The sequence below is a fragment of the Huijunlia imazamoxiresistens genome (genome assembly GCF_037132455.1).
Lineage (GTDB): Bacteria > Bacteroidota > Bacteroidia > Chitinophagales > Chitinophagaceae > Flavisolibacter > Flavisolibacter imazamoxiresistens.
Window position 1 is genome coordinate 104,725 of record NZ_JBBBEI010000008.1, and the last position, 15,119, is coordinate 119,843.

A 15,119-nucleotide genomic window follows, 5' to 3' on the forward strand; every position below is an offset into this window, starting at 1 on the left:
AAAAGTTACAAAAACAGAAAAAAATTTTTGGGGTATTTGTTAATTGGTTAATTGGGGTATTGGGCCGTGACAGCTGAAGGACTCCTCCCCTTCCCAATATCCCAATTAACCAATTAACAAATTAACCAATACCCATTTCCTCCAGCAGCAGCGGCGCAGGAAGATAACGTTCATCTTTGATTGCCAGCTTTTGCAACAGGCGCACGATATTGTCCCGCCCGATCCTTTCGGCCCATTCAAAGGGTCCGAAGGGATAATTGGTTCCCAGCTTCATGGCGGTATCGATAGCCGCGCGGGTGCCGACGCCTTCGCCCAGGGCGAAATAAGCTTCATTGATAATGCTGCTGATGACCCTTGCCGTGACAAAGCCCGGCTCATCGGGCAGCCAGGCCACCGTTTTGCCCCATTGCTGCCAGACGGCTTCCGCGGCCTGGCGGACGCCCGGGTCGGGGCAACTGCCTTCCACCACCGGGTGCAGCAGGAAGCCCGGCCAGGCATTGACGCGCACCCACCTCCCGCCGGCTTCGGCCCCCGTTTGCGAAACGGAATGGAGGATCACGGGCTGCCGCAACTGCCGCAGCAGGGGTGCTCCCGAAGGGTCGTTTTCGAACAACAGGTCCAGGCAGGCCGCGGCCTGCGGATAGCGGGCAAAAGCGGCCACCTCCGTTACATAATGTACCTGGAGGCCGGGGAGCGCCCCCGCCGCCAATTCGTTTTTCTGTGCGTCGCTGCACCGGACAACCAGCTCCATAATTTTCCCGGATTAGAAGAGTTAGACGAAGGAATAGGGCGGAATCCGCCTAATTCGTGAAATTCGTGCAATTCGTCTGATTCGTGTCATTAAATTCGTGGTTCAGATCAACTATCATGGAAAAGCAAATCATAAATACCACCGACGCCCCGGCTCCTATCGGTCCCTACAACCAGGCTATCTTATCCGGAAACACACTGTATATTTCCGGCCAGATCTGTATTGACCCGGCAACCGGCAACCTGAAGAACAGGGACGTACAGGAAGAAACCCACCAGGCCATGCACAACCTGAAAGCCATCCTGCGGGAAGCCGGCATGACCTTCAGCAACGTGGTCAAGACCACCATCTTTATTACCGACATGAACCGCTTTTCGGAGATCAACGAAATTTACGGAAAGTACTTTGAAGGCGATTTTCCTGCCCGCGAAACCGTACAGGTGGCTGCCCTGCCGAAACTGGTAAACGTGGAGATCAGCATGATCGCCGTAAAATAAGCCCTCCCCCAAAAACAAGCGCATTGCAGTGGACCGGCTCCGGCCACCGCAATGCGCTTGTTTTTCTATTGCCCGCAGGCTACTTCCGGGCAACCACCATCCGCAGCGTTTGCGACTGTCCGTTCAGCAAAACGTTCACCAGGTACACACCGCTCGTCAGCGTAGACACATCCAGCGTTACCAGCGCCTGGCCGCCGGGGCGGGTTTGCTGCAGCACCGGCAGCACCAGCTGGCCATTGCTGTTGAACACCCGCACCACCAGGGTAAACGCCTTGGCGTAAATGACTTCCAGGCGGGTTTGGGTATACGCCGGGTTGGGAGACAGCTGCATATAGGTGCCAGCGCTCAGGGCAGACGTTTGGAAACGTTCCACCGCGGAGGGCAGGAATACCGTCGAACCCGTGCAAAGCGGCACCACCCGGTATTCATACTGCGTTCCCGGCAACAGGCCGCTCAACTCGTAAGCCGCCCCGGGCACATAGACACTCGTCCACGCTTCCGAACCAACAACGCGGTACTGCAGCGTATCGCCGCTGGTGCCTTCCGGGTTGGTCCACTGCACCGCTACCCGCGAAGGCGTAAGGAGGGTGACCGCCGGTGTTTTTATTTCCCCGCAGCCCACTACCGTCACCTCCGCGCTGGCGGTATTCCTGCAGCCTTTGGCGTCCACGCCTTCTACATTGTAGACGGTGGTGGTCAGCGGCCGCACAATGGCGGTTTTGCCGCTACTGCTGATCAGCCCCGGCAAAGCGCTCCAGGTGACCGTTTCCGCCCCGCTCACCGTAAGGGTCTGGGATGCATATTTATGAAGGATCACCTTGTCGGGGCTTACCCGCACTTCGGGCCGCGGCCAAACGGTTACTGCCTGGGAAGGGGAATTATTCGAACACCCGCCTTCGGTTACCTGCACCCGGTAGGCGCCCGCGGCGGCAGCGGTATAGCTGGCTGCCGTGGCTCCGTCCAGGAACACATTGTCCTTATACCATTGGTAGGTATAGCCGGAGCCGGCCGTAGCGGTCAACACCACGCTGCCCCCTTCGCAAAAGGCCGCAGGACCGGCAGCCGTCACGGCGGCCGCGGGCATCGTTACCGTTATAGAAACCTCGTTCGAAGCGCTTTGGCACGTACCGTTGCTGACCACGGCCTTGTACGTTCCCTGCGTGGAAACGGTCAGCGAAGCAGCCGAAGCGCCGTCCACCAGGACGCCGTTCCGGTACCATTGGTATTGGTAACCGGCGCCGGCCGTTGCCTGCAGCACCACATTGCCACCGCTACAGATGGCAGTGGACCCGGCCGGGCTGATGGCAGCGGCAGGAGGAGCAAGGACCATTACCGGCACTGGACTGGAGGTGCCGACGCACCCGCCCGTCATGGCTTTTACAGTATAGCTACCGGTGGCCGTAGCCGTATAGCTGGCTGCTGTGGCTCCGTCCAGGAGCACATTGTCCTTGTACCATTGGTAGGTATACGAGGCCCTGGCGGGGGTGCTCAGCACCACGCTGCCCCCTTCGCAGAAGGCGGCGGGACCGGAAGCTGTCACGGCAGCGGTTGGCGTCGATAGGGCTACGGAAACCTCGTTCGAAGCGCTTTGGCACGTACCGTTGCTGACCACGGCCCTGTACGTTCCCTGCGTGGAAACGGTCAGCGAAGCAGCCGAAGCGCCGTCCACCAGGACGCCGTTCCGGTACCATTGGTATTGGTAACCGGCGCCGGCCGTTGCCTGCAGCACCACGCTGCCGCCGCTACAGATGGCGGCGGATCCGGCCGGGCTGATAGCGGCGACAGGAGGGGTAATGACTGTAACCGGTACCGGGTCGGAACTGCCGCTGCACCCGCCCGTCGTGGCTTTTACGGTATAGTTGCCGGTGGCCGTAGCCGTATAGCTGGTGCCGGTGGCATTGTCCACCGGGCTTTCGTCCTTGTACCACTGGTAGGTACCCGCGTCACGGGCAGGCGCGTTCAGCACCACGCTGCCGCCGGCACAAAAGGTAGTAGGCCCTGCCGGTGTCACCACCGGTTCCTCCACTCCTTCCCGGATCACCACCTCCTGCACCTGGCTGCAGCCCGAGCCATCCTTTACCTCCACCACGTAGGTTCCTGCCAGCACGCCGGTAAGCGTGGCGCCGGTTTGGCCGTTGCTCCAGAAATAGCTATAGTTGCCGTCGCCACCGGCGGGCGTAATGGTGGCCGAACCGTTGCTGAACCCACAGGTGGGATTGGTAACGGTAGTGGTAAAAGAAAGCTTGCAACGGAAACAGGAAGCCGCTGACAGCACGCTCCTGATCTTGTTGCCCGGCTGCGGGCCAAAGCCATTGCTGAAATTAATGCCCGATGACGTGAGGTGGCAATAACTCATGATGGTACCGCCGTTCACGGGAGCGGGCCCCCGGGGGCAGGTACCATTGGGGCCGGCCTCCACCGCATAGCAGTTATCCAGCGGACCGCCCTGCCAGCCACACCAGTGCGTGTGCCGGGAGCCGAAGTTATGGCCGGTTTCATGGGTCACTACCTGCACCGTCCAGTGATAGACCGGCAGCTCCTCGTAAACATCATAAATGTGGCTGGTAGCTGCCCTGGATGACTTGGGAAATACGCAGGGATTGTCAAAGGTGTAGGCCACACCGCCGCCTGCGTTCCGCGTGGTCAGGAAGTGAGCGTAATCACCGGTAAAAGAAGTGCTGCCCAAATTGCTGGAGAAGTACGAAAGAATCGTGGAAACGTTACCGTAACCGGCATAAGGGTCGGCCACGGTCCACACTTTGATCTGCGACACCTGCACCGTGATGCCCTCCCGGGCATAAAGCAAGGAAACGTTGTTAAAAAAGCCCAGCACATAGGACATGGTGGCCACGCTGTTGCTGCCTTTGTCGCGGTACATTTTATTGTCACATTCAAAGTAAAGATTCAGTACGGGCAGGGCGGCCGGCAGGGAAGCCTGCTGCGGCGAAGGAACCGTGGCATGGGCCTCCGGCGGATCGTCGGTAAAACACTGCAGGGGCGAAGGCACCAGCAGGTCGCTTTCCCGGTACAGGATATACTCGGTAGTGGGCTTTCCCTGCTGCTCCACCGCGCCCAGGATCATATTGCCCTTTTCATCGCTGATGATGGCCATTACCTGCCCGTCCAGCACGCTGAGGGTGGCAAACGAGCCCTCCTTGCCCTTGATGGTTCCCTGGTAGGATACCGGCAGGGTAAAGGGCACCTGCCGGGTCTTTCCGTTGCCCAGCGCTTCCACCAGGGAAAAGCCGGGAGCCGTTATGGTGGATTTGTGGAGCACGAGGGACAGGCCGCCCCCGCCGTAGGGAAGTTGCAACTCTAAATTGTCCGGGGCCTGGGCCCTGAGTCGCTGCACCTCGGACAGGTTCAGCTCCAGGGCCTCATACTGACGCGCAAGGGCATGGTAGTCTTTTTGCAAGGCTGCCTTCCGGGCAAACAGGGAAGATATGGTCTGCTGGGCATGCAAACCGGCGCCTGCAAGCAGGCAAACAACCGTCAAAACCAACAGGTTCCTCATAAGCAGTAATGTTGAGCAAATTAAAGTATAGAATTTTTTTATTAAAAGAAAGAACTATAAATGTTTTTCATCATACAGCTGCCCAAAGCTGCGCCTGGCCCCATTTTGCGGGTAAATAAGGTACAGACAATAACTTAGAAACGGAAACGTAACTTTCGCTTTAGGACAGTGGATCGTGGACAGGGAACATTTGTCAGTGGATATTGGATGGAGGACTGAGGGAAGCGGGGAGGGTCAACGACCAATGGCGAATGTCTTTTGACCAGTGACCCTTGACTAACGCCCAAACCTCAACAGGCATTGTATGATAAGAACCTTATTTCTGCTCTTCTTTCTTTTAAGCGCCCGGCCGGCCTTTGTACAAACCGTTCTCACCCCCGACCGGCTTTATGGCGAATTGTTTACGGCGGTTCAGACGGGCCACATCTTTCCGGATAACAAAACCTTTGTGGATTGCATCCCCCGAAAAGACCCTGCCCGCATCCTGCAGGCCTACCGGGCCGCCCGCTACACCCCCGGTTTCCACCTGAAAACCTTTGTCGCCGAAAATTTTCATCTCCCGGAAGCCCCGGGGGCAGACTTCGCGGCAAAGGAAACAGAAGTGACGACCCACATCCACAAACTGTGGAACGTGTTGAAACGAAAAAGCGATTCGACCGTCGCCGGCAGCTCGCTCCTGCCCCTGCCCCACCCCTATATCGTACCCGGGGGCCGCTTCCGCGAAATCTATTACTGGGATTCCTACTTCACCCTGCTGGGACTGAAAGAAAGCGGTGAGGATGAAACCATTACGAACATGGTCCGCAATTTCGCCTTCCTCATCGACACCTACGGTCATATCCCCAACGGCAACCGCACCTATTACCTGAGCCGCTCCCAGCCGCCTTTCTTTTCCCTCATGCTCGACCTGCTGGCGGAGATCCGGGGACCACGGGTGTACACCGAACACTTACAAGCTCTGCAAAAAGAATACCGCTACTGGATGGACGGCACCGCCCCTACCCGGCACGTCGTAAAAATGCCGGACGGCAGCACCCTGAACCGCTATTACGACCAGCTGGATATCCCGCGGCAGGAGATGTACGTGGCCGACCTGGAAACGGCTAGGGCAGCAAAGAACCGGGGCGGGATCTACCGGCAGCTGCGCTCGGCAGCCGAAAGCGGCTGGGACTTCAGCAGCCGCTGGCTGGCCGACGGCCGCAGCCTGCCCACGATCCGCACCACCGACCTGGTACCGGTAGACCTCAACTGCCTGCTCTACCACCTGGAACAAACCCTGGCAAAGGCCACGGCCCTGAAGGGCGACAGCACGGCCAGCCGCCGGTATGGAAAACTGGCGGAACAGCGCAAAGCTGCTATTAACAAGTATTGCTGGTCGGCCCGGCAGGGCTGGTACACCGACTACAACCTGTCCACGAAAAAACACTCCCCGGAACTCAGCCTGGCCGGCACGGCCCCTTTTTTCCTGGAGGTAGCCCCGGCCGGCCGCATCTTCGCGGCGGCGGAGAACATCCGCCTCCGGTTCCTGCTTGCCGGCGGGGTGGTGACCACGCTGAAAACCACCGGCCAGCAATGGGATGCGCCCAACGGCTGGGCCCCGTTGCAATGGATGACCATTACCGGCCTGGAGCGTTACGGGCAGCCGGCCCTGGCCCGCACCATCGCCGGGCGGTGGATAAGGCTGAACCTGCAGGTGTACGCCCGTACCGGCAAACTGATGGAAAAATACAACGTGGCCGACACCTCCCTGGCGGCCGGCGGCGGTGAATATCCCTCGCAGGATGGCTTCGGCTGGACCAATGGCGTACTTTTAGCGTTGTGGAAGAAGTACGGCGATTAGTGCTTCCCGTACGTCCTACGACCCTATACCTGATATCCATGCGTAAACTAGCCCAGAAATTACTCCGACAGCCGGTGCTGCGCCTGACCGAACGGTTCTCTTCCCGGCCCGACCGCAACCGCATTTTCGCCGCCCTCAGCCAGCTGCTGGACAGCATCCGCAAGGGCGACAAAAAACGGGGCCTGGTCGTACCCTTCGATATCGCCACGGGAAAATTCATCATCTTTTCCGACCAGCACAAAGGCTCCCGCAACGGCGCCGACGACTTCCTGAGCTGCGAGCCCGCCTACCTGGAGGCCCTGAACTATTACCACCAAAGCGGCTTCCACTACATCGCCCTGGGCGATTGCGAAGAGCTGTGGGAAAACACCCTGCTGGCGGTGAAGAAAGAACAGAAGCCCACCTTTGAAAAGGAAAAGCTGTTCCTCCCCAATAACGCCTTCATCAAGATCTTCGGCAACCACGACCTGTACTGGCAAAACGATCCGCTGGCCGCCCTGCAGCTCAAGGACATCTACGGCATGGACGTGCCGATCTATGAAGGGATAGTGCTGCAAACCACTATCCGGGACAAAAAAGTGGAGATTTTCTGCACCCATGGCCACCAGGGCGATAAGGTGAGCGACGGCAACTGGTTCTCGAAATTCTTTGTCTCCAAGATCTGGGCGCCGCTGCAGTCCTACCTGAAGATCAACCCCAACACACCGGCTTACGACGGCCACCTGAAAACCCTGCACAACTCGATCATGTACGAGTGGAGCGCCGCCCAACAGGGGCTGCTGCTGGTCACGGGCCATACCCACCAGCCGGTCTTTGAATCGCTGACCCACATCGAGCGGCTGTACCGCCAGCTGCTGTTTGCCCGCAACGTCCGCGACGAAAGCATGGTCGGCACCCTGCAGTCCGAGATTGAAAAGCGGAAATTTGAACACACCCACATTTCAGAAGACTACCTGAAGCTGCTGCCCACCTACTTCAATTCGGGCTGCTGCTGCTACGACGACGGCGACATCACCGGCATCGAGCTGTCCGAAGGCGCCCTGCGCCTGGTGAAATGGAGCTGCCGGAAAGAGGTGTCGCGGCGGACAATATTGGAAGAGTCGCCTTTGGCGGAGTTAATGGGGATAGAAGCGTCTGAATAGTTTACGCGTTTACTTGTTTATGAGTTCGTCCCGAAAACTACAAAAGTCTTAAAGACTTTTGTAGTTTGAAACCACCGAGGGGCCAGTCATCTTCATTATTTTTCATTTACCAGCACACTGTTGTTTTTGCGGTTGACGTCGGGGAGCTTTTTATCGGGATCCAGTACTACCTCGGTGATGCGTTTGGTGGTGGGCACCGTAAAGGTCCATTCCGGCCCGCGCTGCCAGATCTCCACCGGCAGGTGCACGCGGTATTCCTTGCCGCCGGCTTCCTTTACCAGCACGCTCACGGGCATCACCATCTGCTCCAGGTTCTCGATGGTGATGGCGGCGCCGTTCCCGGGCTTATTTTCCTGGTATTGCACGCCTTTTACCCCCTGGTCCAGCTTCCAGTTGCTGAACACCCATGCCCGCCAGAACCACGACAGGTCCTCACCGGCAACGTTCTCCATCGTATGGAAAAAATCCCAGGGCGTGGGATGGCGGAAGGCCCAGCGGCTGATGTATTCGCGAAAAGCGGCATCGAAGCGCTGGGGCCCCAGCACCACTTCGCGCAGGGCGGTAAGCATATTGGAAGGCTTGTCGTAGGCTACGATGCCCAGGTTTTGCTGCTGGATCACGTCGGGAGCGGTCATCAGCGGGTCCATCTTCGGACTGTACACCACACTGGTCATGTCCTCGGCGGGGAAAAAGGAAAATGTGGCGAACTCGCCCCCGTTGTAGGCTTTGGTCGACAGGCTGTTGATGAAGGTGTTGAAGCCTTCGTCCATCCAGGCATAGCGGCGCTCGTTGCTGCCCACGATCATCGGGAACCAGGTATGTCCCAGCTCGTGGTCGGTGACGCCCCACAGGCCGGAGCCGGAATCGGAAAAGCTGCAAAACACGATGCCGGGATATTCCATCCCGCCCACGATGCCGGCCACGTTGCTGGCTACCGGGTAGGGATACTCGAACCAGGTTTTCGAGTAATGCTCGATGGAAGCTTTCACCATTTCGGTGCTGCGCTGCCAGCCGTCCTTTTTCATGCTTTCCACGGGATAAACGCTCACGGCCAGGGACTTTTTACCGCTGGGAAGGTTAATGCGGGCCGCATCCCATACAAAGGCCTTGGAGGCTGCCCAGGCCGCATCGCGGGCATTCTGGATGCGGAACTTCCAGGTAAGCATGCCCGACGGCCGTGACCGGGGACTCTTCACTTCGGCTGCGGAGCGCAGCACTACAGTCTTGTCGCTGTTGCGGGCCGCCGCCAGGCGGGTTTGCTGTTCGGCGGTCAGCACCTCCTTTTCGTTCAGCAGCTCGCCGGAGCCCGCCACGATCATGTTGCCGGGCAGGGTAACGGCATATTCAATGTCGCCGTATTCGAGGTAAAACTCACCGGCCCCGATGTAGGGAAGGGTATTCCAGCCCAGGATGTCGTCGTACACGCACATGCGGGGGAACCACTGGGCCACTTCGTACACCCAGCCGTTGGTCGTATTCAGCCGGCCCATGCGGTCGGCGCCGTACTCGGGGATCTCGAACTCGTAAGTAAGGTTCACCTTCACCTTGCTGCCGGCGGCCTTCAGGGGCTGCTGGAGCCACAACTGCAGGCGGGTATCATTGACGATGAATTGGGGCGTGTATTTTTTCCCGTCGGCTTCCACCGAAACGGACTTGATCACGTCGCCTTTGGTAAAGCCGATGTTGGCCCAACGCCCGCCGGCCTGGGTGGTGGTGGCCGATCCGCGGGACGTATCCTGGAAGATGTTCTGATCGAGCTGCAGCCACAAAAACTTCAGGTTGTCGGGACTGTTATTGGTGTAGCTGATCTCCACGTCGCCGGAAAGAAAGTGGCGGTCGGGGTCCAGGGTGCAGTTGATCCGGTAGTCGGCGCGGTTCTGCCAGTACTTCGGTCCGGGTTCGCCGCTGGCGCTTCGGTAGTCATTGCCGTTCTGGGGATAAAACAGGGGATTGAACGCCTCGTGCGGGTTGTATTTCGATTGAGCCGATACCACGAACAGCCAGAGGCTGCCGATCAACGTTACGATGAGTTTTTTCATTCCTAAAATTAGAGTTTACGAGTTTACAAGTTTACGGGTTTACGAGTTCTTTACGGGCGCAAGCAACTCGTAAACTTGTAAACTCGTAAACTCGTAAACTTTTAGAATAACGTTTCCGCCAATGCCACGCTCTCCGGCTTTCCAACGTCGATCAGCTTGCCGCCGCTGTGGTCGAAAGAGAGGATCTTATGGGCGGGTGCCAGGGCCAGGTAGACGTCGATCAGCGAAAACTTGCCGCTGAAGGGGATCAGGTCCAGCACGGGCTGCTGGAAGAGAGCGATGCCGCTGTAGGCCCGCTGGTGGTAGGTTTCTTTAGGAATAGCGATCCGCTCCTTGCCCGTATCGGTATTGCGCCAGCCGCACAGCCGCCCCTCGTCATCGAACAGCAGGTAGCGCGATGTTTTGCGGGTGGTGGTGGCCAGCGTGATCAGGGCCCCTTGCTGCCGGTGGAAGGCCAGCATCCGGTGCAGGTCAAGGTCGGTGAGGATGTCCACGTTCAGCGTCAGGAAGGTGTCGCAGTCCAGCAGGTCCTTTGCCTGCAGCAGGCCGCCGCCGGTTTCCAGCACTTCGGCGGTTTCGTCGCTGATGGCGATGCGGCTGCCCCAGCCCTGGTGCCGCTCGATGGCGGCCGTTACCTGGCCGGCGAAATGGTGCACGTTCACCACCAGGTCGGTAAAGCCGTATTGCTGCAGGTACTCGATGTTGCGCTGCAGCAGGGATTTGCCGTTCACCACGGCCAGCGCTTTCGGATGATGGTCGGTCCAGGGCTTGAAGCGGGTGCCGAGGCCGGCGGAAAAGATCATGGCCTTTGTTTGCGGGTGGGCGGCCCCGGGCTTGTTGCTGTTTTCCATGTATCGGGTTGCGGGGTTAAATGCTTTTTTCGCCTTCGGGGGCGGTTTTCGGCCCGTAGGTTTCATTGATCCATTTCTTTTCATCCTGCACCACGTGGCACAGGTTCACCTTCACCTTGTACTTGTTCTTCAGGTGGCGGGCCAGCGCATCGGCTGCGTACACGCTGCGGTGCTGGCCGCCGGTGCAGCCAAAGCTGACCGACAGGTTGGCGAAGCCGCGGCGGATGTATTCTTCCACGCTGATGTCCACGATATCGAAAACGCTGTTCAGAAAATCCTGCATGCGGGTCTGCTGCTCCAGGTAGTCCATTACCGACTTGTCGCGACCGTGGAAAAGCTTGTATTGCTCGTAGCGTCCCGGGTTGTCGATGCCGCGGCAGTCGAACACAAAGCCGCCGCCGTTGCCCGACTCGTCGGCCGGGATGCCTTTCTTGTACGAAAAACTGCACACCTTCACGGTCAGGGCGGTGGTCTCATCGGCCTGCACGGGGGTGAAGTGCCGGATCACCTCGTCGGACACGCAAAGGTCCAGCACCTTGCGGAATTCGGGCACGGCAATGCCGATGCTGTTGTTTTCAATGAACCATTTGAGGTTTTTCAGCGCCAGCGGGATGGACGTAAGGAAGTGCGCCTTGCGTTCGAACAGGCCGCGGAAGCCATAGGCTCCCAGCACCTGCAGCAGGCGGATGAGCACATAGCCGTTGTACTGGCTGCGGAACACGCCCCGGTCCAGGGGTTTTTGGATAATGCGTTCAAAAGCGTTCATGTAGTGCTCCAGAAGGCCCTTTTTCCAGTCGTCGGGCAGGTTGGCTTTCGCCTGCCACAGCAGGCTGGCCACGTCGTACTGGGGGGCGCCCTTCATACCACCCTGGAAGTCGATGAAGTGTACGTTCTCGTCCCGGATCATGATGTTGCGGCTCTGGAAGTCGCGGAACATAAAGTATTTGTACTCGGTATGGGTGAGGTAGTTGCCCAGGGCCTCGAAGTCGTCGATCAGCCGCTGCTTGTCGTAAGGTTTGCGCAGGGCGTCGAGGAAGTAATATTTGAAGTACAGCAGGTCGGCCATGATGGCTTGTTTGCCGAACTCCTTGTTGGTCAGGCAGCGCTCGTAATCGAGGCCGGCATCACCCAGCACCTGCAGGCGGGCCAGTTCTTCGAGGCTTTTGGCAAACAGGCGGTACACTCCGTCGGTATAGCCTTTTTCTTCCAACACGTCTAAGAGGGAAACGGTTCCCAGATCTTCCTGGATATACATGGTATGATCGTCGCTGGTCTTTAAAATGCGGGGTACGGGCAGGCCTTTTTCCGCAAAATGGGTGGCAAAATAGGCGAAGGTCTCGTTTTCCTTCTGGTTGGGCCCCACGGTGCCGATGGTGCTTTCGCCGCCGGCGCCCGCCAGGCGGAAGTAGCGCCGCTCACTGCCCGAAACGGGCAGCAGGGCAATGTCTTTCGGGTCGTTCCCGTTCCATTCCCGGAACAGCCGGGCCAGTGCTTCCTTCAGTTGCTGCATAAGTCGGCAAAGATAAGGCCTGAGGAGGGGAGGTTTAACGCACTCAGGAGTAAAGGGAATAGGTTAATTGGTTAATTGGTTAATTCGGCTATTAGGAGGAACAATCCGACCATCAGGGCCCCATACCCCAATTAACCCATTAACCCATTCCTTATTGTCCGAGGATCTGCTTCCCCTTCTTCTTCCATTGCTTCGGAACGGCGCCGTCCATTTTGACAATCTTGGGATGGAACAGGCCGACGGCTTCCACCAGGTGCTTCTGGGCGTTCATGACCTGGTAGATGTCCTTGTAGGCCATGGGCGCTTCGTCGAGACCACCGCCCAGGAGCTTGACGCCGTGGTGCGCCAGCAGGTGGTCCAGGTCCTTGTGGGTGACGGTATTCAGCGCGGCGGTTCGGCTCATCCGCCTTCCGGCGCCGTGGGAGGCCGAATTCAGCGAGGCCGGCTCGCCCTTTCCTTTGACGATAAAGCCCGGGGCCGTCATGGAGCCGGGAATGATCCCCAGCACATCCTTGCCGGCAGGGGTGGCGCCCTTGCGGTGCACGATCAGCTCGCGGCCTTCGTGCCGTTCCTTCCAGGCGAAGTTGTGGTGGTTTTCCACCATCAGCAGCGGCTGGGCACGCAATTGCCGGGCGATCTTTTCGTGGATGATGTGGTGGCAGGCCGAGGCATAATCGCCCGCCAGGTTCATGGCCATCCAGTACTCCGCCCCTTCCTGTTCGTCCAGGCGCAGCCAGGCCAGGTTTTGCGCTTCGGTGGGCAGGCGCCGCAGCTCCTTGGCTACCTTGGTGTAGTGATTGGCGATGTTGGCGCCCAGGGCCCGGGAACCGGAATGCGACAGCAGGCCCAGGTATTTACCGGGCTTCAGCCCCAGCCCGTTCACGTCGATGGCGTGGTGCTCGTCGGTCAGGTCCACGATGCCGAACTCCACGAAGTGGTTGCCCGAGCCGGAGCTTCCCAGCTGCCGCCAGGCACGGTCCTGCAGGCCCTTCAGCAGCGCCAGCTCGTCAAACTCTTTACGAGTAAGCACCTCGTGGTCGGAAGGCTTGTCAAACTGGCCGCCGGCGCCGAAGAGGGTGGCCTCGTTCAGCTCGCGGGTAAAGTAGGCCGTCCGGCTCACCAGCTCCTCGGGGTTGATGTCGAAGACCGACAGGCACATGCGGCAGCCGATGTCCACGCCTACGCCATAAGGGATGACAGCGTTTTCGGTGGCCAGCACTCCGCCGATGGGCAGGCCGTAGCCGCTATGGGCGTCGGGCATCAGGGCGCCGGCCACGGCCACCGGCAGCTTCGCGGCGGTATGCATCTGCGCCAGGGCGCCCGGCTCGATAAAGTCGCGACCGAACACATCGAAGTGCACGCCCTGCGGTTTCAGCTCCAGGATGTCGCCTTCGCGCTTCGGCTTCGGCAGCAGCCCTTCGGCGATCTTTCCCAGCACGGGGTCATTGGCATATTCGTTCGGGCTTTGCACGATCGCCCGCAGCACTTCCATTGCGTCTTCATGGGCCAGGTGCTTAAAATTCTTTTCCATCGTGTTGATGGCCACACTGATCACCGGCCCTTCGGGGAAACCGATGGCGCGGAGTTCTTTTCCGGTTATTTGCAGCTTTGCCATAGTGAATTGTTTAAAGGTTGCCGTCGGGCAAACGACAACCTGTTTTTAAATCATAAATCATGCTTCATTTGCGGCCCTGCGGAAGCCGATGGCGATGGGTTCCGTTGCGGGCATGCCCAGGTTGCCAGGATGCACGATCGATTTTTTTTAAGAAAAAGGGGAAAAAGCCCTGCACTTTGTGCAGGGCTTTATTTATGTAAATTTTGGTTTAACGCTACCTGAAGTGGGTATAGCCTCCGCGAAGAGCATAACAGCGTCGGTACAGGCGCTTTACTTCAGTATGGCAATGCAGGCGGAGCATAAGAAAATGATTGAGAAACACAAATGTACGGCCCTTTCTCCCTCATTAACAAGTCTTTCACAAATTATTTTTTTGCAGCATTTCTGCAAAAATTGCGGTAAAGTCCTTACTGCCCCGCATGCAGGAATACCCTATTTTTAGTTTAAAGCCATCCCTTTTATGTTGACCACCATCCGGAAGCAACTCCATGAAACGGCGGAAGCCAAACACGTCACCATCCTGTTTGCCTGCGAATCGGGCAGCCGGGCCTGGGGCTTTCACTCGCCCGACAGCGACTATGATGTGCGCTTTGCCTACACGCACCCGGCCGACTGGTACCTGACCATCGAGGACAAAAAGGACTTTATCGAGCTGCCGGTCAACGAGGTATTTGACATTAACGGCTATGACATCCGCAAACTCCTGAAGTTGTTCCGGGGTTCCAACGCCAAGATCTACGAGTGGATCCAGTCGCCCATTTTTTACGAGCAGCACGATGCCTTCCTACAGCACCTCCGCTCCCTGGTACCGGACTATTTCTCTCCCAAGGTGGGCCTTCATCATTACCTGGGGTTGTGCCGCAATACGCTGGAAACCCATTTGCAGGGCGAACAGGTACGGCTGAAAAAATATTTCTACGCCCTGCGGCCGGTGCTGGCCGCCCGCTGGATCCAGCAGCACGGCACGCCGCCGCCGGTGGAGTTCAGCCAGCTGCGCACCCTCATCACCGATAGTGCCGTTAACGAACACGTTGCCGCCCTGCTGGAAAAAAAAGCGCTGGTAGCCGAAAAGCACCTGGTAGCCCCCGACCCGCTCCTGCACCATTTTATCCAGGAGCATATGCAGGAATGCGAACACTATGCAAAGGGCCTGGTAAGAAAGGATACGGATGCCGCCCCCTTAAATGACCTGTTCCGGAAAACCATCGGACTCTGAGAAATATAAAATTTAAAATATAAAATGCAAAATGTAAAATATGGATGAAAGGCAGAATATGAAAATGCCCCTCGTCCAAGACTCTGTATTTACATTAGAACCATTGCATCTTTCGTTACCAACAGGCCTTATTCCTTATTTTAC

The 15,119-nt window shown here is 58.0% G+C and carries 10 protein-coding genes; 4 read left to right on the forward strand and 6 right to left on the reverse strand.

All coding sequences use genetic code 11. From position 1 onward, the window contains the following. Positions 1 to 121 precede the first annotated feature (121 nt). Complete coding sequence (locus tag V9K67_RS12000) at positions 122 to 751, reverse strand: 3-hydroxyacyl-CoA dehydrogenase family protein (protein ID WP_336722715.1); 630 nt, start codon at positions 749 to 751, stop codon at positions 122 to 124. 116 nt (positions 752 to 867) lie between these two features. On the opposite strand from V9K67_RS12000, the gene V9K67_RS12005 reads away from it, so the two are divergent. Next, the gene (locus V9K67_RS12005; RefSeq protein WP_336722716.1) at positions 868 to 1,248 is read left to right on the forward strand and encodes a RidA family protein; all 381 of its coding nucleotides are present in this window, start codon (positions 868 to 870) and stop codon (positions 1,246 to 1,248) included. A gap of 79 nt (positions 1,249 to 1,327) precedes the next feature. Here the strand turns inward: V9K67_RS12005 and V9K67_RS12010 are convergent, their stop codons facing one another. Continuing rightward, positions 1,328 to 4,762: an Ig-like domain-containing protein gene (locus V9K67_RS12010; RefSeq protein ID WP_336722718.1), complete on the reverse strand. Its 3,435-nt coding sequence runs from the start codon at positions 4,760 to 4,762 to the stop codon at positions 1,328 to 1,330. 304 nt (positions 4,763 to 5,066) lie between these two features. Between V9K67_RS12010 and treA the strand changes: the two genes are divergently transcribed. Together treA and V9K67_RS12020 are read left to right on the forward strand one after the other, a co-directional pair. Next, the gene (gene treA / locus V9K67_RS12015) at positions 5,067 to 6,602 is read left to right on the forward strand and encodes an alpha,alpha-trehalase TreA (RefSeq protein ID WP_336722721.1); all 1,536 of its coding nucleotides are present in this window, start codon (positions 5,067 to 5,069) and stop codon (positions 6,600 to 6,602) included. A 38-nt stretch (positions 6,603 to 6,640) separates the two neighbouring features. Continuing rightward, on the forward strand, positions 6,641 to 7,744 hold the full coding sequence (locus tag V9K67_RS12020; protein ID WP_336722723.1) for a metallophosphoesterase: 1,104 nt from the start codon (positions 6,641 to 6,643) through the stop codon (positions 7,742 to 7,744). Between the two features lie 95 nt (positions 7,745 to 7,839). On the opposite strand, the gene V9K67_RS12025 is transcribed toward V9K67_RS12020, so the two are convergent. The 4 genes from V9K67_RS12025 to V9K67_RS12040 all read right to left on the reverse strand — a co-directional run bounded on the left by V9K67_RS12025 (position 7,840) and on the right by V9K67_RS12040 (position 13,759). Further along, positions 7,840 to 9,783, reverse strand: coding sequence for a M1 family metallopeptidase (locus tag V9K67_RS12025; protein WP_336722725.1), 1,944 nt, complete (start codon positions 9,781 to 9,783; stop codon positions 7,840 to 7,842). A gap of 101 nt (positions 9,784 to 9,884) precedes the next feature. Then, positions 9,885 to 10,634: a nucleotidyltransferase family protein gene (locus V9K67_RS12030; RefSeq protein ID WP_336722727.1), complete on the reverse strand. Its 750-nt coding sequence runs from the start codon at positions 10,632 to 10,634 to the stop codon at positions 9,885 to 9,887. Between the two features lie 16 nt (positions 10,635 to 10,650). After that, complete coding sequence (locus V9K67_RS12035; protein ID WP_336722729.1) at positions 10,651 to 12,144, reverse strand: RapZ C-terminal domain-containing protein; 1,494 nt, start codon at positions 12,142 to 12,144, stop codon at positions 10,651 to 10,653. Between the two features lie 151 nt (positions 12,145 to 12,295). Next, positions 12,296 to 13,759 carry an RtcB family protein gene (locus tag V9K67_RS12040; protein WP_336722731.1) on the reverse strand — a complete coding sequence of 488 codons (1,464 nt, stop codon included), beginning with the start codon at positions 13,757 to 13,759 and terminating at the stop codon, positions 12,296 to 12,298. Between the two features lie 460 nt (positions 13,760 to 14,219). On the opposite strand from V9K67_RS12040, the gene V9K67_RS12045 reads away from it, so the two are divergent. Further along, entirely contained in the window at positions 14,220 to 14,975 is a 756-nt protein-coding gene (locus tag V9K67_RS12045; protein WP_336722734.1) for a nucleotidyltransferase domain-containing protein, read from the forward strand. The last annotated feature ends 144 nt before the right edge of the window (positions 14,976 to 15,119 follow it).